This window comes from Natrinema salinisoli (genome assembly GCF_020405205.1).
Classification (GTDB): Archaea; Halobacteriota; Halobacteria; order Halobacteriales; family Natrialbaceae; genus Natrinema; species Natrinema salinisoli.
The window spans coordinates 1,601,546-1,621,584 of record NZ_CP084469.1; the positions used below are offsets into that span (position 1 = coordinate 1,601,546).

The 20,039-nt window shown below is 61.2% G+C and carries 18 protein-coding genes and 1 tRNA gene; 15 read left to right on the forward strand and 4 right to left on the reverse strand.

From position 1 onward, the window contains the following. Nucleotides 1-4: 4 nt before the first annotated feature. Nucleotides 5-2,260 (reverse strand): NADP-dependent malic enzyme, encoded by a 2,256-nt coding sequence (locus LDB05_RS07870; protein WP_226007370.1) that lies wholly within the window; start codon nucleotides 2,258-2,260, stop codon nucleotides 5-7. Between the two features lie 149 nt (nucleotides 2,261-2,409). On the opposite strand from LDB05_RS07870, the gene LDB05_RS07875 reads away from it, so the two are divergent. Then, nucleotides 2,410-2,877: a phosphopantetheine adenylyltransferase gene (locus LDB05_RS07875; RefSeq protein WP_226007371.1), complete on the forward strand. Its 468-nt coding sequence runs from the start codon at nucleotides 2,410-2,412 to the stop codon at nucleotides 2,875-2,877. A 192-nt stretch (nucleotides 2,878-3,069) separates the two neighbouring features. Here LDB05_RS07875 and LDB05_RS07880 read toward each other — a convergent pair whose 3' ends face one another. After that, complete coding sequence (locus tag LDB05_RS07880) at nucleotides 3,070-3,378, reverse strand: transcription initiation factor IIB family protein (protein WP_226007372.1); 309 nt, start codon at nucleotides 3,376-3,378, stop codon at nucleotides 3,070-3,072. A 230-nt stretch (nucleotides 3,379-3,608) separates the two neighbouring features. Between LDB05_RS07880 and LDB05_RS07885 the strand changes: the two genes are divergently transcribed. From LDB05_RS07885 to LDB05_RS07900, 4 genes are all read left to right on the forward strand, one after another. Continuing rightward, nucleotides 3,609-3,782: a hypothetical protein gene (locus LDB05_RS07885; RefSeq protein ID WP_226007373.1), complete on the forward strand. Its 174-nt coding sequence runs from the start codon at nucleotides 3,609-3,611 to the stop codon at nucleotides 3,780-3,782. A gap of 124 nt (nucleotides 3,783-3,906) precedes the next feature. Continuing rightward, nucleotides 3,907-3,991: transfer RNA gene (locus tag LDB05_RS07890), tRNA-Leu, on the forward strand. Nucleotides 3,992-4,036: 45 nt separating this feature from the next. Continuing rightward, complete coding sequence (locus tag LDB05_RS07895; RefSeq protein ID WP_226007374.1) at nucleotides 4,037-5,059, forward strand: tyrosine-type recombinase/integrase; 1,023 nt, start codon at nucleotides 4,037-4,039, stop codon at nucleotides 5,057-5,059. Between the two features lie 479 nt (nucleotides 5,060-5,538). Beyond that, nucleotides 5,539-6,237: a hypothetical protein gene (locus LDB05_RS07900; protein WP_226007375.1), complete on the forward strand. Its 699-nt coding sequence runs from the start codon at nucleotides 5,539-5,541 to the stop codon at nucleotides 6,235-6,237. A gap of 1,192 nt (nucleotides 6,238-7,429) precedes the next feature. Here LDB05_RS07900 and LDB05_RS07905 read toward each other — a convergent pair. Next, on the reverse strand, nucleotides 7,430-7,669 hold the full coding sequence (locus tag LDB05_RS07905) for a hypothetical protein (RefSeq protein WP_226007376.1): 240 nt from the start codon (nucleotides 7,667-7,669) through the stop codon (nucleotides 7,430-7,432). Nucleotides 7,670-7,689: 20 nt separating this feature from the next. Between LDB05_RS07905 and LDB05_RS07910 the strand changes: the two genes are divergently transcribed. Next, nucleotides 7,690-10,662 (forward strand): DUF5906 domain-containing protein, encoded by a 2,973-nt coding sequence (locus tag LDB05_RS07910; RefSeq protein WP_226007377.1) that lies wholly within the window; start codon nucleotides 7,690-7,692, stop codon nucleotides 10,660-10,662. Continuing rightward, nucleotides 10,663-11,289, forward strand: a complete 627-nt coding sequence (locus LDB05_RS07915) for a hypothetical protein (RefSeq protein ID WP_226007378.1) — start codon at nucleotides 10,663-10,665, stop codon at nucleotides 11,287-11,289. A gap of 156 nt (nucleotides 11,290-11,445) precedes the next feature. Here the strand turns inward: LDB05_RS07915 and LDB05_RS07920 are convergent, their stop codons facing one another. Beyond that, the gene (locus LDB05_RS07920; RefSeq protein WP_226007379.1) at nucleotides 11,446-11,814 is read right to left on the reverse strand and encodes a S24/S26 family peptidase; all 369 of its coding nucleotides are present in this window, start codon (nucleotides 11,812-11,814) and stop codon (nucleotides 11,446-11,448) included. Between the two features lie 176 nt (nucleotides 11,815-11,990). Between LDB05_RS07920 and LDB05_RS07925 the strand changes: the two genes are divergently transcribed. From LDB05_RS07925 to LDB05_RS23725, 8 genes are all read left to right on the forward strand, one after another. After that, a complete protein-coding gene (locus tag LDB05_RS07925) occupies nucleotides 11,991-12,383 on the forward strand; it encodes a DUF8023 family protein (protein WP_226007380.1) in 393 nt (130 codons plus the stop codon). 43 nt (nucleotides 12,384-12,426) lie between these two features. Beyond that, on the forward strand, nucleotides 12,427-15,210 hold the full coding sequence (locus LDB05_RS07930) for an Env/VP5 family phage fusion protein (RefSeq protein ID WP_226007381.1): 2,784 nt from the start codon (nucleotides 12,427-12,429) through the stop codon (nucleotides 15,208-15,210). Between the two features lie 267 nt (nucleotides 15,211-15,477). After that, the gene (locus tag LDB05_RS07935) at nucleotides 15,478-15,693 is read left to right on the forward strand and encodes a hypothetical protein (RefSeq protein ID WP_226007382.1); all 216 of its coding nucleotides are present in this window, start codon (nucleotides 15,478-15,480) and stop codon (nucleotides 15,691-15,693) included. Continuing rightward, on the forward strand, nucleotides 15,687-16,343 hold the full coding sequence (locus LDB05_RS07940; RefSeq protein WP_226007383.1) for a DUF8063 family protein: 657 nt from the start codon (nucleotides 15,687-15,689) through the stop codon (nucleotides 16,341-16,343). The genes LDB05_RS07935 and LDB05_RS07940 overlap by 7 nt, the downstream gene beginning before the upstream one ends. Beyond that, complete coding sequence (locus tag LDB05_RS07945; protein WP_226007384.1) at nucleotides 16,292-17,155, forward strand: hypothetical protein; 864 nt, start codon at nucleotides 16,292-16,294, stop codon at nucleotides 17,153-17,155. The genes LDB05_RS07940 and LDB05_RS07945 overlap by 52 nt, the downstream gene beginning before the upstream one ends. A gap of 2 nt (nucleotides 17,156-17,157) precedes the next feature. After that, nucleotides 17,158-18,291 carry a hypothetical protein gene (locus tag LDB05_RS07950; protein ID WP_226007385.1) on the forward strand — a complete coding sequence of 378 codons (1,134 nt, stop codon included), beginning with the start codon at nucleotides 17,158-17,160 and terminating at the stop codon, nucleotides 18,289-18,291. 221 nt (nucleotides 18,292-18,512) lie between these two features. Continuing rightward, nucleotides 18,513-18,761, forward strand: coding sequence for a twin-arginine translocase TatA/TatE family subunit (gene tatA / locus LDB05_RS07955; protein ID WP_226007386.1), 249 nt, complete (start codon nucleotides 18,513-18,515; stop codon nucleotides 18,759-18,761). Continuing rightward, nucleotides 18,758-19,177: a PD-(D/E)XK family putative nuclease gene (locus LDB05_RS23725; protein ID WP_484549598.1), complete on the forward strand. Its 420-nt coding sequence runs from the start codon at nucleotides 18,758-18,760 to the stop codon at nucleotides 19,175-19,177. The genes tatA and LDB05_RS23725 overlap by 4 nt, the downstream gene beginning before the upstream one ends. The last annotated feature ends 862 nt before the right edge of the window (nucleotides 19,178-20,039 follow it).

Consider the following 20,039-nt stretch of genomic DNA (forward strand, 5'->3'; position numbering starts at 1 on the left):
GCGTTCACTCCTGCTGCGCGTCGACGACCGCCACGCCAGCCAGGTTCACGATGTCCTTGACCTCGTCGCCCCGCTGGAGGACGTGGACCGGCTCGTCCATCCCGACCAGCATCGGGCCGATGGCGTCCGCGCCGCCCAGTCGCTGGAGCAGCTTGTAGCCGATGTTGCCCGACTCGAGGTTCGGGAAGACCAGCACGTTGGCGGGTTCCTCGAGGTCGGAGAAGCCGTACGTTCCCTGCAGGATGTCTTCGACGACGGCGGTGTCGGCCTGCATCTCGCCGTCGACGGGGAAGTCGACTTCGGGATCGTCCTGGAGCATCGAGGCCGCCTTGCGCGGTTTCCGCGTTCCCTCGTTGTCGACGCTGCCGAAGTTCGAGTAGGAAAGCAAGGCGGCGCGCGGTTCGATGTTGAACCGGCGTGCGAGCTTGCCCGTCTGTCTGGTGACCTCGGCGAGGACCTCCTCGTCGGGGGCCTGGTTGACCGTCGCGTCGGCCACGAAGATCACGCGGTTCTTGAACGTCAGCATGTAGACGCCCGCGGCGTAGTCGACGTCGTCGTCGGTACCGATCACCTGCAGCGGTGGTCGGAGTGCGGACGGATAGTGGTGAGAGAGCCCGGTCAGCAAGGCGTCGGCGTCGCCCTGTTCGACCATCACGCTGCCGAAGTAGTTCGAGTCGCGCTCGACGAGCTCGCTGGCCTCGCTGCGCGTGATCCCCTTGCGGGCGCGGAGCTCGTGGAGTCGCTCGGCGTACTCCTCGTAGTCGCCGACGGAGGGATCGGCGACGGTCGGATCGAAGTCGAGTCCGAGGTTCGCCGCCGTCCCCCTGATCTCGTCCTCGTCGCCGATCAGGATCGGCAGGGCGATCCCCTGCTCCTGAATCTGATAGGCGGCCCGGATCATCTTCTCGTTCTCGCCCTCCGCCAGCGCGACTGTCTTGGGGTCGCTTTTGGCCTTGTTGAGGACGACGCGCATCATCTCGCGGGACTTGCCCAGCCGGGCCTCGAGTTCCTCCTCGTACGCTTCGAGGTCGATCTCGGTGCGAGCGGCACCGGACTCCATCGCGGCCTCGGCGATCGCCGGCGCGACGCGGAAGAGCACGCGCGGGTCGACGGGCTTCGGAATGATGTAGTCGGGGCCGTACTGAATCGGCTCGTCGCCGTACGCCTTGACGACCGCGTCTGGGACGTCCTGACGGGCGAGTTCGGCCAGCGCCTCGGCGCAGGCGACCTTCATGTCCTCGTTGATCTCGGTGGCGCGCACGTCGAGCGCGCCGCGGAAGATGAAGGGGAACCCGAGGACGTTGTTGACCTGATTGGGGTAGTCCGAGCGACCGGTCGCCATGATGACGGTATCGTCACGCGCTTCCTTGGCCTCCTCGTAGCCGATCTCCGGATCGGGGTTGGCCATCGCGAAGACGATCGGATCCTCGGCCATGGACTGAATCATCTCCTGGGAGACGATCCCGCCGATCGAGAGCCCGACGAAGACGTCGGCGCCCTCCATCGCGTCCGCGAGCCCGCCCTCGGGGACGTCGCGTGCGAACTGCTGTTTGTACTCGTTGACGTCTTCGGCCTCGGCGCGTTCCTCGGTGATGATTCCCGAGGAGTCACACATCGTGATGTTCTCCTTCTTGCAGCCCAGCGAGACGTAGAACCGCGCCGTCGCGATGGCGCTCGCGCCCGCTCCCGAGAACGCGATCTCGAGTTCCTCGAGCGATTTCCCCGCGACGTTTGCGGCGTTGATGAGCGCGGCACCGGAGATGATGGCGGTCCCGTGCTGGTCGTCGTGGAAGACCGGAATGTCGATCTCCTCTCGGAGCCGTTCCTCGACGGTGAAACACTCGGGGGCTTTGATGTCCTCGAGGTTGACCCCGCCGAAGGTCGGCTCCATCATCTTGACCGCCTCGACGAGCTTGTCGGGGTCCTCCTCGTCGAGCTCGATGTCGAAGACGTCGATGTCGGCGAAGCGCTTGAACAGAACGCCTTTCCCCTCCATGACGGGTTTCGACGCCTGCGCGCCGATGTCGCCGAGGCCGAGCACGGCCGAGCCGTTCGAGACGACGCCGACGAGGTTCCCCTTCGCCGTGTAGCTGTAGGCCTCGGTTTCGTTCTCGTCGATCTCGAGACACGGCGCGGCGACGCCCGGCGAGTACGCGAGCGAGAGGTCACGCTGCGTATTCGTCGGTTTCGTGGTCGATATCTCTATTTTCCCCGGTGGATCGGTTCGGTGATACTCCAGTGCGTCCTCGTCTAATCCCATATCGGGGACACTGCAGGGGACTACTAAAAACAATGCGAAGGGGAGTTTCGTCGACTGTCGAACAGTCGTCCGCAACGGATGCCCTGAACCACCGTGAAAAAATATGTTGATTCGACCGTTTTATACGCACCGCGCAACTGAACTGCGGTATGGACGTCGCGCTTGGTGGGACCTTCGACCCCGTTCACGACGGTCACCGACGGCTGTTCGAACGGGCGTTCGAACTCGGAGACGTGACGGTCGGCTTGACCAGCGACGAACTCGCGCCGAAAACGCGAGACGTCGACCGACGGGTTCGGTCGTACGCCGAACGGAAGGCAGCACTCGAGTCCGAGCTGGAATCGATCGCGGCCGACTACGACCGCGAGTTCGAGGTTCGGATGCTCGAATCACCGACGGGGATCGCGACAGAACCGCAGTACGACTATCTCGTCGTCTCCCCCGAAACGCGCGACGGCGGCGAGCGAATCAACGAGATCCGTGGCGAGAACGGTCACGATCCGCTCGAGGTCGTGGTCGTGCCCCACGTCCGCGCGGACGACGGCGAGATAATCTCGAGTACGCGGATCGTCATGGGCGAGATCGACGAGCACGGAACCGTTCTGGACGGCGAGTGATACCGGCGGAGTCCGACGCCTCGATCGCCCGAGCGGGGTCGACACGAACGGCAGAGGATCCTTCGATGAATCCGACGACGGGTGCTGCCCGCGAATCGGCTGTCGAACAGGCCCTCGAGTTCGGTCTCGTGTCCGTCTCTTATCGGGGCGCAATCCGCCACTGGCCCCGTGAACGGTCGATGTACGACACTGTTACCAGCGCGGCGGCTCGAGCCCCGCCGCCTCAAGTAACTCCTTCCACCGGGACTGGATCGAGAGCCGAGAGACGTCCGCGGCGTCGGCGACCGCGCCCTGCGTGCGGCCGTCACCGGCGACGAGCGAGCCGGCGTAGATGCTCGCCGCCAGAACCGCCTGTTTCGATCGATCGGAATCGGGAACGTCTGCGAGAAAGAGGTCCATCGCACACGACCGCGCCTCGGCGCAGAGTTCCAGCCGATCGGCCACGCTCTCGAGGGTCTCGAGCCACGGTTCGTACTCGACTCGATCCCGGGCGCTGTGCATACGTGCGGATATCGGACCGGTCGACATAAACGTACGGTCCGGACGCCGTGCGGTGCCGGCGGGACTGTGCCCGATCCGATCACCAATACGATACTACGGAACGCAACGTACAGATACGAATACGTCGGAAAATCGGCCGTTCTCCCTCGTCTTCACTAGGTGACAACTACTAAACTGGTCGCCGACCGAAGCACGGAGACAGCCGTCGGTGGGGCGGTCCGACCCTCGCTATGAAAGAACCAACGTGCAAACTCGTCTGTACCGGCTGCGGGCTCGAGATGCCGTACCGAGAGCGGTCACTGGCCGAACAGGCCGCAGAGCTCCACCAACTTCGCGATCCGGAGCACGTGACGTTCATCGTCCCGCCGGACTGGTCACCGGAGGAGCCGGTAAAGCGCTGTTAGTTCCCACTGGGACGTCGGCTACCGGGTCGAACCTCTCGGTGGCGGTCCGGCGGGAATTCGACCCGGGGACGACGCTCGCCCGGACCGACAGGTACTTACTCGATTCGTGAAAACTCGAGTATGAGCGCGGGTAGCCAAGCTAGGCCAACGGCGCAGCGCTTAGGACGCTGTCTCGTAGGAGTCCGCCGGTTCAAATCCGGTCCCGCGCACTCCAACCCTTACGCAGTCTCGCGGTTCTGCTTGCGCCAGCAACCATGACCGCGAGACAAAACGAACGCTGCGACATTCAAATCGAGAGCGGTCGCAGCATCAAAATCGTACCTGAACCGAACGAAGAACAGTTGAACGAAAAGCAACTCGTCGATTACCGCGAGCACCGATGGGGATTCATCGAGTGGCTTCGGGAGAAGGGGAAGACTCCGGAGAAGCGCGAAGGCTACAGCGATTACACAACTTACGAGACGACGTACAAGACCGCGCGGTTCGACCGGTGGGTATGGGGTGAAGAGGACCGATACACGGTCCCGCCAACACCTGACCGCGCGACCGAGTACATAGACGACGTCGTCGCATACCGTGACGTCACGAACGCAACGAAAGGCAAAACGGAGGAAGCCTTGATGCGGTACTACCGCTGGGCAGAGACGACGTCTCACACGCCCCCATGGGACCGAGAGCAACGATTCCGGTCCGGAGGGAACGATGCCCCGAGGGACTACCTAACCCGCCGTGAGCGACGCCTGGTGCGCGAGACAGCGTTAGACACCGGTGACGGGTGGCGCGTCGCATCTCTTGTGCTCACGTCACTCGATACCGGTCTCCGCCCGGTCGAAGTCGCGCGAGCCCGCCCGGCGTGGGTCGATGTGCAGAACATGCTGATGCAAATCCCGAAAGAAGAGTCCAGCAAGAACACGGAGAACTGGCGAGTCTCACTGACATCCAGGACCGCGACCGCGCTCGAACACTGGTTAACTGAGCGCGAGACCATCGACAAATACGGCGATCGTGACGAACTGTGGTTGACGAGGGAAGCGACGCCGTACGGGTCACGGTCACTCGCACGGTTACTGCGGCGACTGTGCGACGACGCAGGCATCGACACCGGCGGCAGGTCAATGACGTGGTACGCAATCCGTCACAGCTTAGGGACGTACATGACCGCAGAGCGAGATCTCAAAGCGGCGAAGGACCAGCTCCGTCACAAGTCGGCGAAAACGACGATGAAGTACGACCAGGTACCTGCCGAGGACCGCCGCGACGCGCTAGACAACATGTAGTCAGTGACTGGTGCGACGGGTGGACCGTAGACCCGATGCGAGAGTATCGAGAGTTCCGGACACCCCCCGTCACCCTTCTCTAAAAATTTGTAGTCTCGTTGCAAAACCGACCCTTCCCGTGCACGCACCAACACGAGCCGCGAGCGGCGCGTGAGCCAACCCTCACACCCAACACGACCCACACGACCACCCCGACACGAAGCCCAGCACGGCGCATGAGAGCCCCACAATGGCTCCGGGTAAATCCCCACGAAACGCCTTACACACCAAACACCCTCTTCGGATGAAACGACGTGTATTTACCCAGTGACTTACCCCAAACGAAGCGACGAGACGACGCGAAAAACTTTATCGACGTCGCAGCTACCGCGGCACGCACCCGGGTATCTACACACCCAGTAAACACCCACGTGAGAAACCCGTCGCGTAATTACCCAACCCGGTATTTCCGAGCGGCACCCCGACGTACGAGTGTAACAATGACAAGCACAATCCTCCTCGCACGAGGCACCACGCCCGGGGAACGCGAACGCAGCATCGACACAATCCGCAGCTGGGCACGCGAACATAACGCCGGCATCCACCCAGACACCATCACCGACCTGTACGAGTGGACCGAGTCGAACGCCACGACCGCCACAGCGAACCGCGACGACGAGTACCTATTCATCGTTCCCGGCGACGAGACCGCCCGCGACCGGCAAGGCCCGGACGACCCCGCCGCCGCCGCAATCAACAAAGCATCGAGCGCGGCCGCAGCGAACCTCATCGTCGATTCCCTCGCAGGCATCAACATCGACGCCGTCGCCCGGATAGTCACGCAAGACCGCGTACGCGTGCACGACGCCACGCACGCACTCACCGTTCACCCAGTCACCCGCGACCGCGACGACCTTCCCCCATCAACGCGACGAGCGCTGGAGGTGCTGGCCGGCACAGCCGACCATGCCGACGCGTTGCTCGCCGGGATCTCGTGGAACGGCGGGAGACCACCCTTGGGTTGCACGTCGGACGGCGCGCGACTCGCACCCGCCGACAACTACGACGACGTGTGTAGAGTGTTGCAACGCGTACGAGACGATGAACTATCGCAAACCGAAGCATCGAACCGACTCGGATGCGCGCGCAAAACCGTCGGGAACGCGCTCGACCGCCCCGAACTCTACCGACTCGACTAACGGCGAGGCGAGAGTCGATGACTCCCGGTCACCGCGACCGGCACAGGCACCGCGAACCGCTCCGGTCACCCCGGACACACCCCCCGCTAAACCCCTGTCCGGCCTGAGCAGGTGCGAGAAGGCTTGATGCGTGTGATATCAAGGGGCGGACAGGCCGGACAAGGGTTTGGCCCCATTACCCCCTTACTCTACACTCTCAACACCAGTATACACTTTATTGCGCCGATGTATACTACTGCAGAGAAGTGTTCACCGTTTCTTACTGAATTGGCCGATAACCCTTGTCCGCTTGTCCACCCCCTGAATTCTGCACGTAGAAGACTTGTACCGTGCTGTAAGCCCGGACAAGGGTTTGAGACAGGGTGTGTCCGGGGTGTCCACCCCTGTCCGGAACAGACTATCGATGCAATCCGTGACAGGATGCGCTCACCGGTCAATGAGTATCGACCCTGTTGCGGAGCGGTTGCCTGTGTGAGGCGACCGGAGGGAGCCGAGTCCTGTTGGTGTGCGGGTGAGCGCGCGTCGTTGGTGTCGTCGATGCAATGGTTTTTCGGGAATCGCTGCACGGCGCGCGCCCCTTCTAAAAATTTGTAGTCTCGTTGCGGTTGTTCACGCGCGATTCTCCGGTATGTTGAAGTGGCCTCGATTGTCCTTGACTTAAAGGTAGGCGAGTGGTGCTCTCCGGGTTATGTTTCGTGCACGAAACACGCAGACGCACATCGGAACCTAAACGAGCGTTAAGAGACTTCTACTCTGGGTTTAGGCGGTTCACTCGGTGGTTGGAGTGCCAATCGTGTAGTGACATCCTGGACCCCCTGCCTACCAGCCTTTATACGTCTACCGTCGATATGATAATGTAACTCGGTAGCAACCGCCCGCTAACAACCGCATCCGCTCAATCCCTGGATGCTAGACCAAATGAAAATCGGTTGCGGCGCGCCACAACGCGCCGCCCTTGCGTGTCACCGGGGGAGTCACTCCAATGACACGAGAATCTAACGGTACGACGGCTGATAAAACCGCTGGCTTCAACGCGAAGCCAGTGTCTGTAGTATTGAACGGTAACCAAATCGAAGCGCAGCACCACATTACGAGCGCGAACAACCGGTTGCTGCACCTGTACATCGAATCCCGGACCGGCGGGATTGACGTGACGGTCCCGCTGTGCAGCGATAAACCAGCGTACGCACGGTCAGACCGCGGTAAAGCGGCGCTCGGTATCGGTACTGACGATGAGGAACCTCGACTCGTGGCGGACGGCGGTCAGCGAGTTGGTCGGTACACCGACAACGGTCAGCGTTTCTGTTCCGAGTGCGGTGACCCCGTTGACGACGGGTTGTGGTGCTCGGACGAGTGCAAGGACGAGTACTGGGACAGTGAGCCGGACCTTGGAACGCGTGATGATGACGAAGAGGTAGAGCGGTACAACCACGCGACTGGGAGGTGGCACTAATGCCACGAGACGAGCGGCACGATCGTGGCGATGACGAGGAGCAGTTACCGGACATGAACGCGGACGACGCGCTGGACGGTGTGACGACCGCGGACAGCATCGACTCCAACGACGACGTTGACCTGGGTGTTGACATGGACGCCGGTGACGTGAACGAGTTAGACCCGGTGGTGAACAGTGACGGGACGGTCGTCGCCCACCCGGTCGGTCTTGAAGCGCTCGCAGACCCTGAATCAGGGAAGTACGCGTGCATCGAGTGTGACGCTCGGTCCGGAAGCGAGCACGCGGCGAAGGTTCACTTCGGGAAATCACACCCGAACCACGACCCCGACGACGACGTTGACACGGGCGCGAGTTCCGCGTCAGTGGACGTGGACATCGTCGAAGTTGCGAACGAGTACATCGATGAGCGTATTCGGGAAGCCGGACTCGCATCGGACCCGAGCGACCACGACTACGGTGACGTGCCGGACGTGGACGGCGTGACGCTTCGCGCGGCGAAGCACACGCACTCGCGGTTCACGGACGTCGTCGTTGCGGTCGAGAACGGCGTGGATACCGGTGACGTTCTCGATGTCATCGAGGCAATGCCGCACGGGTCACAGGATGCGAAGATAGGGTCCGTGTACATAATCATCGCTGACCGCCCGCAGAACCTTCACGGAGCGTACGACGACCTGCAGGGTAGTCTCAGTGATTACGGGCACGTGACCGACGTGATGGGAGTCGAAGCTGACGGCAGTGTCGTCACCGCGGAACCACCAGTCACCCCGGACGAAACAGACGATGCGGAAGACTGGAGTGACTTAGATATCGGCACGACCGACGATGACGACGACGGTGGTGCTGTCGATGACGATGAGATAACGTGGGGCGACGTCCGCGACGCGTACGCGAACGCTCGCGTACAAGCGTCACCGGTCACTCGGAACGACGCTCGTGACCGAGTCGTCGCCGTGCTCGAAAGTGAATGCGAGTGGATGAGTATCGTTGAACGGTCGGAACCCGGGAAGTACGACTTGTGGCATCTCACCGGCGACGGGTGGCAAGAAGACGGGTACACGCACGTTGAAACGCAGATGCGGACCGAGCTCGGTGCAATCGCATCGGACACGGAAGTCGGTCACATCGTCGCGCAGTTGGCGACCGTGAATTACGTCGAGCAGGAGGAAACGAACGCCCGGCACCTCGATGAAACGTTCATCCCGGTCGGGAATGGTGTCATCAACGTAGACGACATCGAGTACGACCCGGCGACGATGACAATCGACTGGGACACCGTCACCGTGCAGGACATGGACTCGGAACACCGGTTCCTGTACAGAGTTGAAACTGACTGGGATCCCGAGAACGCGGACCTGGACGGACTCGATGAATGGCTCGAAACCATTACTCGCACCGACGAAGAACGACGGTTAATCTGGGAGTTCGCCGGGCACTCGGCGCACCCAAGGTACCCAGCGGACGGGTTCACCGTGTTCAACGGGCGCGGCGGGTCGGGTAAGTCACAGACGCTCGAAGTGATTAAAGCGATGCTCGGCGGTTCGAACGTCGCGGTTGAGACGATGCAATCGATTCAAACCGAGCGGTTCGCCGGTCGGCGAGTTGTCGATAAGCGCGCGAACATCAACACCGAGTTAGAAGGCACGAAAATGCCGAGTATCGGGACGCTCAAGACGTTCAGTGCTGGTGAGGAAGTGAGTGTCGAGGGGAAGGGAACCGCGGCATTCGACGCGCTTAACGACGCGACGATGATGTTCGCGTCAGATTCCCCGCCGGCGTTCCCGCAGTCGAACCGCGCGGTTGGTCGCCGGGTGTACCCGGTCGAGTTCCCGTGCATCTACAAGAGCGACCCGGACCCCGACAATCCGCTCGAACTCCAGTCACGACCGAAAGGCAAGGTGCAGGACGAGTTGCAGGCGGACGCGCGACTCAAAGCCGCGTTGATGCGTGCCGTGGAAGGGCTCGTGCGAATACTCCGTGAGGGTGATTTCACGAGCGAGCTCACCGAGAACGAGCGCTTGGAGAAGTACGAGTCGTTCGCCGACCCCATCCGCGACTCGGTACGCGAGTGCGTGCAGCCGTGCAGTGACGGTGTCATCGAGTCCGGTGACCTTGAAAGGACGCTCGGTGCGTACATGGATATGGCTGGGCACGACGGGAAGAAGATGCAGCAAATCTGGAACGTCATGCAGGAAATGACGGACATCCCAGTCACCAAGGACCGCACGCGGACCTTCGCTGAAGATAAGGAGAAGCACACGGTTTACGAAGGCATCGGGTTCACCGACGCCGCGCTGGAGCACTGTGTCCCTGATTCGGCGTACTGGGGCGAGTACACGGACCAGGACGACGTCGAGGACGACGAGTTCGAAGGCGTGGAACTCGGTGAAATCACTGACCCCGGTCGGTACGACGCGGTGAAAGTCACGGTCGCGTCAGTGGAAGATGAACCGGCACCGTGGCTGCACGACCAGGGTGTCCTGATGGATGACAGTCACTCGCTCCGGTACGAGGTGCAGTCTGGGATCTCGCTCGATGAAGGCGAGGTGTACGTGCTCCGTGACGTCATCGTAGCGAAGGACGAAGCGGACCTGAAGATGCAACTCATCGACGGGATGACTGACGTGTTCCGCATCGAGGAGCGGGATGACGAGCAGGACGCCGCAGTGGAAGACCCGGAGACTGGTGACTCGCCCGGATACGCAGACGACAGTGAAGACTCAGGAACGGTTGAGGAACCCGCGTACCGTGACGGTGACGGCGACGAAGCCGATGACAGGGTGACGGTGAAGGACATCGTCAGCAACGTGGAAGACGCGCACGATGACGGTGCGCCGGTCGATAAAGTCATCGAGCTCGCAATGCACGACGCCGGTCTCGACCGCGGTGAAGTCGAGCACAAGTTGGAGAAACTCCGGCACACGGGCGACGTGTACGAACCGTCGAAAAACCTGTTGAGGGTGGTCTAAATGCCAGGAGTGACGTTCGACCGAATGGCGAAAATCCGGCACAACCGTTCGACACTGCACCGGCTCCCCGCGCCGGGCGTCAGGTGGCGGTGGGGTGACGTCGTCGATGATTACGGTGACGGTGACGATGCTAAGGTGTCGAAGAAGGATGCGTACGCCGTGAAGCCGTTGTTACGGAAGGTCGATGACGGTGTGTACGAGACGACCGAGCGACTCGCGGAGTACCTCGATGATATGTGGGGCATCGAAGTCGGTGCGAACGGCGGCGCGGGTCAGTCGCGGCTCCCGGTTGAGACGGCCGTCACGGGCGAGTCACGGACGTTGACTGACGGGTCCGGGTCACCGCCCGACTCGGGCGGTGAACGCCGGCAGGCGGCGTTGGACGGGTCTGATGCGACCGCGGATGTGCGAGCGGTCGCAGTGCAGGAAGACCCGCGGGTCATCGGGGCGTACAAGAGGAATCCGTCGCCGAAGCACGATACCGCCGCGCAGGATGCGGGGCAGGCGGGTCTCGATGCGTTCACCGTGACCGGCGACGCTGGCGCGGTGCCGGGTGACGTGGACGCGTTCACAGTGACTGAGTGGGTCGGCCGATTCCGTCGGCCGACCGGGAACGTGTACGCGTAACCCTTCGAGCACCCTTTCGAACTCGGAAAAATTTGTAGTTTGTCGTTGTAGTCGCGGGCGGCGTACAAGGCTTCTACGCCGTGTTTCTAAGGGTTTCAGCCGGCCGTGTACTGTGAAGCGGTACGGTCGTGCTCACAGTACGCGACCATCCTGTCGTCAGTCGATGTACTCGGTTGGGTCGAGTGACCACCACGCATCGACGCGGCAGTTAACATCATCGACGTGCGACCACTTATCGCTCGATTCCCGCCCGTCGCCAGCTGTTTGTAGCCGGTCACCGTTCAGCGTTTTCACTCGATGCATGATGTCTTCCCCATCGATATTCACGGAGACGATGTCATCGACTGCGATATCGTCAGGGTGGACGTCGGTGCAGTGAGCGACGATGGGTGCGTTCATCGTTGGTTCCATCGAATCGCCCGTGGCGGTCCGAAAGTCCGGGTGGGCGGCGATGACGGTGAGCGCGGCGAGGACAGTGCAGAGAACGGCGAGTGCGGCGATCGTGGCGACGCGGTCCGTGTTCATACTCGATTCTACTGTGAACGCTCGGAAGTACCGGGTTCCCGGCTCTCTCAAAAATTTGTAGTCTCGTTGCACTCCCGTGCGCGTGACCCCGTGAACCCCGGGAACCCCTTATTTACGAGCATTGCCCCGAGCGGGCGGTAAGGCGTTCGCAAGAAATCGAGCGCTGGCTACAACAAATGGCACGAAACGAACTAGACGTCATCGACTACGTACCGGTCGCACTGTACCCGGTTTTCGTCGGCATCATGCTGGCGATTTTCGAGTTCAGTGTCAGTATCTTCGGAGGCTTCGACCTCAATCAGGTCCTGTACTCCGGGAGCGGCATCGAAGTGACACTCGCAGGCGCGCTCGCACTCGCGTCAGGCGGAGCAATCGTCGCAACGAACGAAATCGACGGGAGCGATTACGAAACCTGGGAGTACGGTGCAATCCTCGCAGTGTTCCTGTTCCCGCTCGGCGTGATGCTCATCCCGGCAGTCGGGACGGCCATCATGACGTACGAGCTGGTGACGGTTGCGGTGTGGCTCATTGCGACCGTCGGGTCGGTGTGGGTCGCTTACACCGAGTAATCGGCGTTCTCGATTCACTCATCTTTCGAGGTGAACACTACTCATGACACGAAACACTTCAACAGTAGACGACGAGGAACAGGCGAACACGGGCCCTCCAGTAGAGGGTGACGTGTATGAACACGGGTCGGGAGTCGGCCCGAACGGGCCACGCATGTCGATGTCCCGGCGACGCGTACTGCAAGGCTTAGCTGCAGGCGGAGCCGCGACGGCACTCGGCACCGGGACCGTCGCCGCGGACCACGGCGCGAACGACCCCATCGACGTGACCGGCGACGGTGACTCAACGAACGGTGACCACGCGGACGTGGACCCGGCGCGAATCGCAGCTGGTGCAGCAGTCGGCGGAGCGCTCGTCGCTGGACCTGCAGGCGCGGTCGCCGGTGCCGGTCTCGGGTACGCCGCCGGGACGGTCGAGAACGAGTACGAAGTCGTAGGTGATTGGATGTACGGGTCGTACGAGGACCGTATCGACACGCAACTCCAGGCAGACCTGTACTCGCACGCCGAAACCGTTCAAAACGAGCTCATCTGGAACGCCAAACAATTCGATAACCGGATGGAGCTCGCTCAGAACAACTGGATAGCGCAAGCGCAATTCGACGCTATTCAGAAACTGAATGAGCTCGGTGTCGAGGATTCCACGGACACGACAGCGGAAGAGGAGCAGCAAGTCATCGACGCTGCCGTGAACGGTGTCATCGAGGCTTCGATGCCGGCGCTCAAAAGCGCGTTAGCTATTGAGTCATCCGTGAACTTGCGACTCGCGTCGTTCAACGCGCGTGAGGAAGTCGCTAACATCGACCTGGCGAACCGCGCGACCAAACGTGGGCACGTTGACAGCGGCGAGAACGTAAAAGGCGTGAAACCGCTGCACTTAGATCTCCTGAACGGTGACACGGTCGAAGCGTGGGGTCTGTATCAGGGTTCACCTGACGACAGTTACGACAATGAACTGGTGCACGAACACTTCACGTACCCTGCACAAGCCCCTGACACCGGGTTCGCGGGGTACGCGGTGCAGGAACTTGCCCCGTTACCCGATGATACCTCCCGCGCAGGTGAGTACACCGGTGAGACCGACGAGAACGGGAACACCATCCTCGCATCGGCCCTCTCGACTCAGACCGGCGTGCACTACGACGGGAACGTCATCCGACCGTCGAACATCGGGGACGCCGGAATCGAGTACGACCTCGGTGACGGAACCGCGGACTCATTCAGTGGACTGTACTGGAATCTGTACGGTCTCATCGATACGCTCATCGGTGAGATGGAGACGTACGCAGCGGAAGTGTACAACGCCGTCTCAGCCGGGCAAATCAGTGTCGATGAGCTCATCACACCCGCGATTTTCGCAGAGGAACTCGCGCGTGACTGGGCGACGACCGGTGACACGGGTTACTCCCGCGCGCTCCTGGCGAACCTCGGTGTGGACACGGACCTCGAAACGTCGATGACCGTCACTGTCTCACCGACGGATAACCCGGCGACGACGCTGGACTACGGTTCTATCGGTGCGACCGCGGACTTCACCACGACGCTCAGTAATGCGTCCGCGGACGTGACCGTGACACTCGACCCGGGCGGAGCGACCGACACGGACGGGACGATGCACGTTCCCGCCGCGGGCGGGACGCTCAACCTCCGCGTATCACCGTTCACCGATGACCCGAGCGCACCGGCGTACGCGGTGAGTGACGTTGAACTCACGACCGCTGCGGGCGACACCGTGACCGTCGCAGTGTCCGAGATGTCGGACGTGGACGGGACCGTTGCAGGCGGTCAAGCATGGTACGACGACCTCGATGCGGGCGGTGACGGGTCCGTCACAATCGATGCGATTGACGTGACGTACTCGACGACCGACTCGGAAACCGGTGAGACGAGCACGACGACTGACTCGGTCGTGACTGCCGCTGGAGTCGGGATCGAGCTCGACTCACCAGATGTCGGGTGGACGTACGCCGACGCCGCATTAGCGACGAACTGGCGGCCGCACGGCGGTGTCCCGGAGAACTGGAGCGAGGCAGCGATGCAAGGGTTCGTGTTCGAAGGCGTGACGCTGTCGAACACGTCGGGTCCGGACACGCTCACCGCTGAAATCGGGTTCGCGCACGACGGCTCACCGACAGTGAACGACTCCGCTCCGGACACGTACACTGTCCCATCGGACCGGTCCATCCAGGCGCAAGTCACCGGGACAATCACGAACGTGGACGCCGTGACAATCACCACTGTCGGCGGTGACTCGGTCACATCGACCGTGGACGGTGAAGGCTTCGCAACAGTCCCTCACACGGACTTCGCAGCTGCCGGTGAGACGTTCACCATCGACACGGTCGAAGTCGAGTACACTGACCCGAGCGACTCGACTGCGTACACGGCGACCGCCGGCACCGTCGATGCCGAGCTCAGTGTCGAGAACGTCGAAATCCCCGAGTACGACTTCATGGTCGAGAAGTGGTACGACACATCGAACAAGGGCGAGGACGACGAAATCGTCATCGCCACGACCACCGGTGACTGGGTTGACGTTGACGCTGGTGACGTGTTCAACATCGAGTCCGCGACGGATGTCGATGGGAACGAGCTCGACGGTGTCGTGCTTGGCGATACGAATCGTCACACGTTGGACGTGACGCGAGTTGAGGAAGAGACTCGCCGGTCGATTGAGTTGCAGAAGAAGACTGAGGAAGTGACGGACGACCCGACTGGCGGTGGCGGGTCCGGTGACGGTTCCGCCGGGTCGCTCGCAGCGGTCGGTGCGATTGTCGGTGGCGGTGCAGTGGCGTACGCCATCAGCAGGCTGCGAGGCGGCGACTAACCCCGTCTTAGAACGCGTTCCTTATTTTTTGTGGTTGCGTGTAGTTGAACGCCGGGTAGAGGCGTTGAGGCCGTGTTGTGCGAGGGTTTCAGTTTGAATCGTGCCGTGAGTGTCTCGGTTCGTGTTGTGAGTCTGCGTGGTGACTGGCAGTGGCGCGCCGAGATCCTGAGAAGAGGGTGTGTCGACACTTCCTCGTGTGCCGTGTAGTGCCCTGCACCCCCGGGAACCCGGTATTTACGAGCATATTCGAAAGCTGCGCACGTAACAATGCCAATCTGGTTCCTAATCAAACCGTTACTCGCGGTACTCCCGTCAGGGTGGATAGGCGATTTACTCGCCGCTGGCATCCTCATGGGAGCCGCAGCAATCGTTCTGGAAACGCTGGGTATCCCAGTCATCGACCCGGCGATGAACTGGTTCGACTCGACCGTCATCGACCCGGTCATCAACTGGATTAAAGACACGGTGACGCCGTCATGGTAACGCGCTCGACTGTCACTGCGGCACTTGCCGTTCTCGCACTCATTACCGTGACACTCGCCGCACCAGTCGGTAGTGTAGCTGCGCAAGACGCGAATAACACGACGAGCACACCCGCGAACACGAGCGAGACCGACGCGAACCCGTGGGGCGACGACCGTGACAACACCAGTGCAGACGGTGAAAACGGCAGTGAAAGTGACGGGAACGAAACGAGTGAAATCCTCGCACAACTCGGCGACGTGACCATCACCGGGTACGAGATGCGTGACGACGGCGACGCCGTCGCAATCCACATGAACGCCGAAGAACCACGGCCCGTGCAAATCGACAAACCGTACGAGAGCATCGATTCCGAGGGTGTGGGTGACGTCGAACCCGCGATTCTTGAAGAAACTCGACTGTCGCGCGGTGAGAACACGGTCGTCGTCGAACTCCCCGAGTCTGAAGCCGGTCACCAAACCGTGTGGGTGTACGCGAACGACCTTCGAGTCCCAATCACAGTTCACATTGACGGCGGGACACCTGTCGATAACCTCGCACCGATGAGCGCGCTTGTGCTCGGTGCACTCGTCGGTCTCACGTCCGCAGGGTACGGTGCGTGGAGAGCAATCCGTCGCGGGAAAGGCGCGGTCAGAAGGGCAAAACCATGACACGCAACGCACCGACATTCAACTCGAAGAAGGACTGGGCGGTGTACCTACTCGGTGAGCACAAGCTCATCGTCGCAGCGACGATCGTGGCAGTCGGCATCGTAGTTGCGTTCGGCGGGTTCGACGTCACCGTTCCGACGTGGGTCTTAGCGGTTGTCGTCGCGTACCTGTTGATTGGTATCCCGGCGTACGTTCTCGGGTACGGTACCGGGCGACGTTACGACCCGAATTCGTACGAGAAGTTCTGGCATACGAACGCCGCGACCGATGAGCGAGAGTTGTACTTTGTCGAGTCCGAGTACTTGCAGGAGAACAAGCGCGTGGAAGGCGCGCCGCCGCGACGGGTGAACGACGGGCAGGACTTCGAAGTCCGCGAGTTCGAGCACCTCGATAACATCGACGAGGTGCGCGTGGAAGGCGCTCGGTACGAGGGTACGATGGATTCGAAGCTCGCCACGTCCCGGTCGTACGCCGAGGACATCCACGACTACCTTGAGGACGCGTACGCGCGGTACAGCGATGTCCGAAACCGCATCAGTCAGATGGGTATTGACGTGAAGAAGGACACGGTGAACACGCTCACCGAGTCCCTCGAACGCGGTGTGCACCCGGGCGATAACTCGATAGCCGATGCGTGGGAACGTGCCGAAAGCGATGTCGATGACATGGTCGATGAAGAGATCCCGGGTCTCACGCACGACCACTTAGAACAGGACTTGAACAGGTGGGAGAAGACGAACACGGGCACGGATACCCCGGGTGAAAGCCCTGCAGAAGACGGTGCAGGCGGTCAGAACGGAGGTGAACTGTAACCATGTCAGATTCAGGAGCGAGCGATAATGAAGTGTACGTCCCGTCGCAGTTACGGGAGTGGATGGAAGGGCACGGGCACCGTGAGAATCTCGAAGCGCTGTTGCACGCTGGCGTGATTACGGACCCGAAGGTCCGGCACGCACTCACGTTGATAGCGAATTTCTACGACCCGTACGAGTGCGAGCGACCGGACCTCATGCCGGAGCACCCGGGCGGGTTAGAAATCGTGCAGCAAACCCTCGCAGCGCACGGAACCGAAGCAATCACGGAAGCCGTCGCCACCGGTGACATCCCGACGATGCGGTACCTCATGGGCGACACGACGCAACGCGCGGATATCTCGGGTGTCCGTGCAATCGATGACCTGGATGACCTCATCGACGTGAGCGTTCTACTGTGGTACGTGTACGGGTTCATGGGTGCCGGGAAGAGCTCGCTCGCTATGTTCGCAGCTGAACGGTGGCTGCGATTCAATCCGAACGGCATCATCGGGTCGAACATCAGGAAATTCGATGCGAAAGACGACTGGATTGACTCGTACGGTACACTCGACCAGTGGCTTCGAGAGAACCCGAACACGCCGAAACTGTTCCTGTTCGACGAAGCGAACAGTCACGCCGGCGGGCACGGGAAGGACGGGCACGAAGCGAAGACGAAGCTCGGTCCGATGATTTACAAAATCCGGAAGTGGTCCGGGAACATGATTATCGTCGGGCACGACGGGAAGGACGTCACCCCGCTCGTACGTGAGTTAGCGACGATTGTGCACAAGGAAGGGACGAAGGATGCGTCGTTCTACCGGTCGATTAACAATCGGAACCCGGAAGGCTTGATTCAGGAAGTCACCGGGATCCCGGACACGCGGTGGGACTTCAACGACGAGGAAGCCACTGACTGGAGCTGGGAAGACTACCGCACGGACGATGACGCGGACGTGGACCATACGGACGGTCCGACGGCTTGGGACGCGCACGTGTACCAGGCGATTCGAGGGAAACAACAGGGACTGTCCGACCGCGATACTGCCGAATTCGTGCCGTACAGCAAGTCATGGGTGAATAACCGGTGGAATGAGTTCGATGAGCACGGGAAGCATCGAGAGTTAGTGGACAGGGTCGAGTCAGAAATCGAGTGACGACGCGGTGATTGGCGACTGTCCACCACTACCCACCCCCCACATTAGTATAGATTTACCGTACCGAACGCAGTGAGGAACGTAAATGTATAATGTGTCGTTGCAGCGCGTGTACTGCGTGAATACAGAGGAGTAGGTATATATCCCGCACGACACGCACGCGTACGAGACGCGTGACACCGGGAACCCCCTACTTACGAGCACATCAGGGAGTGTCGAGCATGGGAATCGCACCACTATTCGCCGGGATTCCGGGCGGACCTGAGATGCTCGTCATCCTACTCATCGCCGTGCTCCTATTCGGCGCGAACAAGATCCCGAGACTCGCACGCAGTGTTGGTGAATCGATGGGCGAGTTCAAGAAAGGCCGTCAAGAGCTCGAAACTGAAATCGAAGTCGAATCGGACGTCGTCAAGTCCCGAGGAACGCGTGACGCGGACGCGAACCCCACCCGTGAGGCGCGAGAATGAGCGGGAATCAGACGTCAGGGAACGCCGACCGGCGGAAAGCAGCTGGAACAGCGTGCGAACGGCACGTGTGCAAGAAGTTCAACCTCATCGCTGACCACTCCGGTCGAGCGGACGCTCGGTACAAGAACGGCACGACAGTCGAGATTAAAGCCGCCGTGCGCCGCAAGTCCGACGGTCGAGGCGGGACGAAAGAAGGTGAGTTCTATATCTTCGAGTCACCACACCAGTGGCTCCGGCGGAACGACGGGTACTACTGGTTCGTACTGTACGAGTTCCGAGGGAACGGTGTGAACGTGTTGAAAACGAAGCGAGTGCACGCATCGAAGCTCCCGTACTTCACATTCCACGAAAGCGGGCACCCGGGTAGGAACGATGACCGTGAAGCTCGATTCAAAGTCAGTCAAATCTTCGGGTGACCCCCTCTCAAAATTTGTAGTTTGTCGTTGTAGTCGCACTGCCGTGTAACACCTTCTAACACCGGTTAACACGACTTTCAACCGAGTCGATGCTGTGAGAGCGCGGTCCCGTGTTGTGAGGATACTGCGAGTACGCCGCGCACTGGGAACCCCTTACTTACGAGCACACCCCGGAGTGTCGAGTATGTCAGTAACAGACGCTAAGACCCCCGCAACGCCAGTAGAGTACGACGAGGAAACCGAACCACGATGCGCGACGTGCGGCACCCCGGCATCGAAAGTACAGGGACGCTCATTATGGTGCGTCGTTTGCGCGTCACCCATCGACCCGCCCGGTGACGGGTGAGAATACAAGTTTTGAAGGGGTGAGCAGAGTGTCGACAAACTGCCGGGCGCGCGTGGCGTTCCGGCCCCCAGTGAAGAGAGAGTGTCCCGGCAGTGGTGTGCCGGGTCCCCTCGCAGCGCGCCCGGTCGTGGTGGACCGGGTGCGTCGCGGGACGCAGTGGTGTGCGTCCGATTCACCTTACGCCGGTCAGTGCGTGTAGCCCTTCTGGTGTCCTCGTGCGACCATCAACGGTGACCATCGAGTACACGCACCCAGCACCTGCAGGAACCGGTCACGCTGCACGTGACCGCCCACAGCGCCCGCACGGTGCGCCCGCTCACTTCCCCCGTGAAGTGCGCTCACTCGATGTTACCGCTCACTGTGACCGCGGAGTGCTATCGCTCACAGTGACCGCACGGTGTTACCGCTCACGACCGGCACAATATGCAGGCACTCAAGGAGACCCGGAGACACTCGCATCGAATCACCCGGACGCGTGAACTACCAACGCGACGACCAGTAACAGCACTGGAGGGA

Excerpts from the sequence above, each read along its gene's own strand:
- LDB05_RS07885 (WP_226007373.1), top strand. The coding sequence starts at position 3,609 with ATGAAAGAACCAACGTGCAAACTCGTCTGTACCGGCTGCGGGCTCGAG.
- LDB05_RS07930 (WP_226007381.1), top strand. The coding sequence starts at position 12,427 with ATGACACGAAACACTTCAACAGTAGACGACGAGGAACAGGCGAACACG.
- LDB05_RS07900 (WP_226007375.1), top strand. The coding sequence starts at position 5,539 with ATGACAAGCACAATCCTCCTCGCACGAGGCACCACGCCCGGGGAACGC.
- LDB05_RS07895 (WP_226007374.1), top strand. The coding sequence starts at position 4,037 with ATGACCGCGAGACAAAACGAACGCTGCGACATTCAAATCGAGAGCGGT.
- LDB05_RS07940 (WP_226007383.1), top strand. The coding sequence starts at position 15,687 with ATGGTAACGCGCTCGACTGTCACTGCGGCACTTGCCGTTCTCGCACTC.
- LDB05_RS07950 (WP_226007385.1), top strand. The coding sequence starts at position 17,158 with ATGTCAGATTCAGGAGCGAGCGATAATGAAGTGTACGTCCCGTCGCAG.
- tatA (WP_226007386.1), top strand. The coding sequence starts at position 18,513 with ATGGGAATCGCACCACTATTCGCCGGGATTCCGGGCGGACCTGAGATG.
- LDB05_RS07935 (WP_226007382.1), top strand. The coding sequence starts at position 15,478 with ATGCCAATCTGGTTCCTAATCAAACCGTTACTCGCGGTACTCCCGTCA.
- LDB05_RS07920 (WP_226007379.1), bottom strand. The coding sequence starts at position 11,814 with ATGAACACGGACCGCGTCGCCACGATCGCCGCACTCGCCGTTCTCTGC.
- LDB05_RS07915 (WP_226007378.1), top strand. The coding sequence starts at position 10,663 with ATGCCAGGAGTGACGTTCGACCGAATGGCGAAAATCCGGCACAACCGT.
- LDB05_RS07875 (WP_226007371.1), top strand. The coding sequence starts at position 2,410 with ATGGACGTCGCGCTTGGTGGGACCTTCGACCCCGTTCACGACGGTCAC.
- LDB05_RS07880 (WP_226007372.1), bottom strand. The coding sequence starts at position 3,378 with ATGCACAGCGCCCGGGATCGAGTCGAGTACGAACCGTGGCTCGAGACC.
- LDB05_RS23725 (WP_484549598.1), top strand. The coding sequence starts at position 18,758 with ATGAGCGGGAATCAGACGTCAGGGAACGCCGACCGGCGGAAAGCAGCT.
- LDB05_RS07925 (WP_226007380.1), top strand. The coding sequence starts at position 11,991 with ATGGCACGAAACGAACTAGACGTCATCGACTACGTACCGGTCGCACTG.
- LDB05_RS07870 (WP_226007370.1), bottom strand. The coding sequence starts at position 2,260 with ATGGGATTAGACGAGGACGCACTGGAGTATCACCGAACCGATCCACCG.
- LDB05_RS07910 (WP_226007377.1), top strand. The coding sequence starts at position 7,690 with ATGCCACGAGACGAGCGGCACGATCGTGGCGATGACGAGGAGCAGTTA.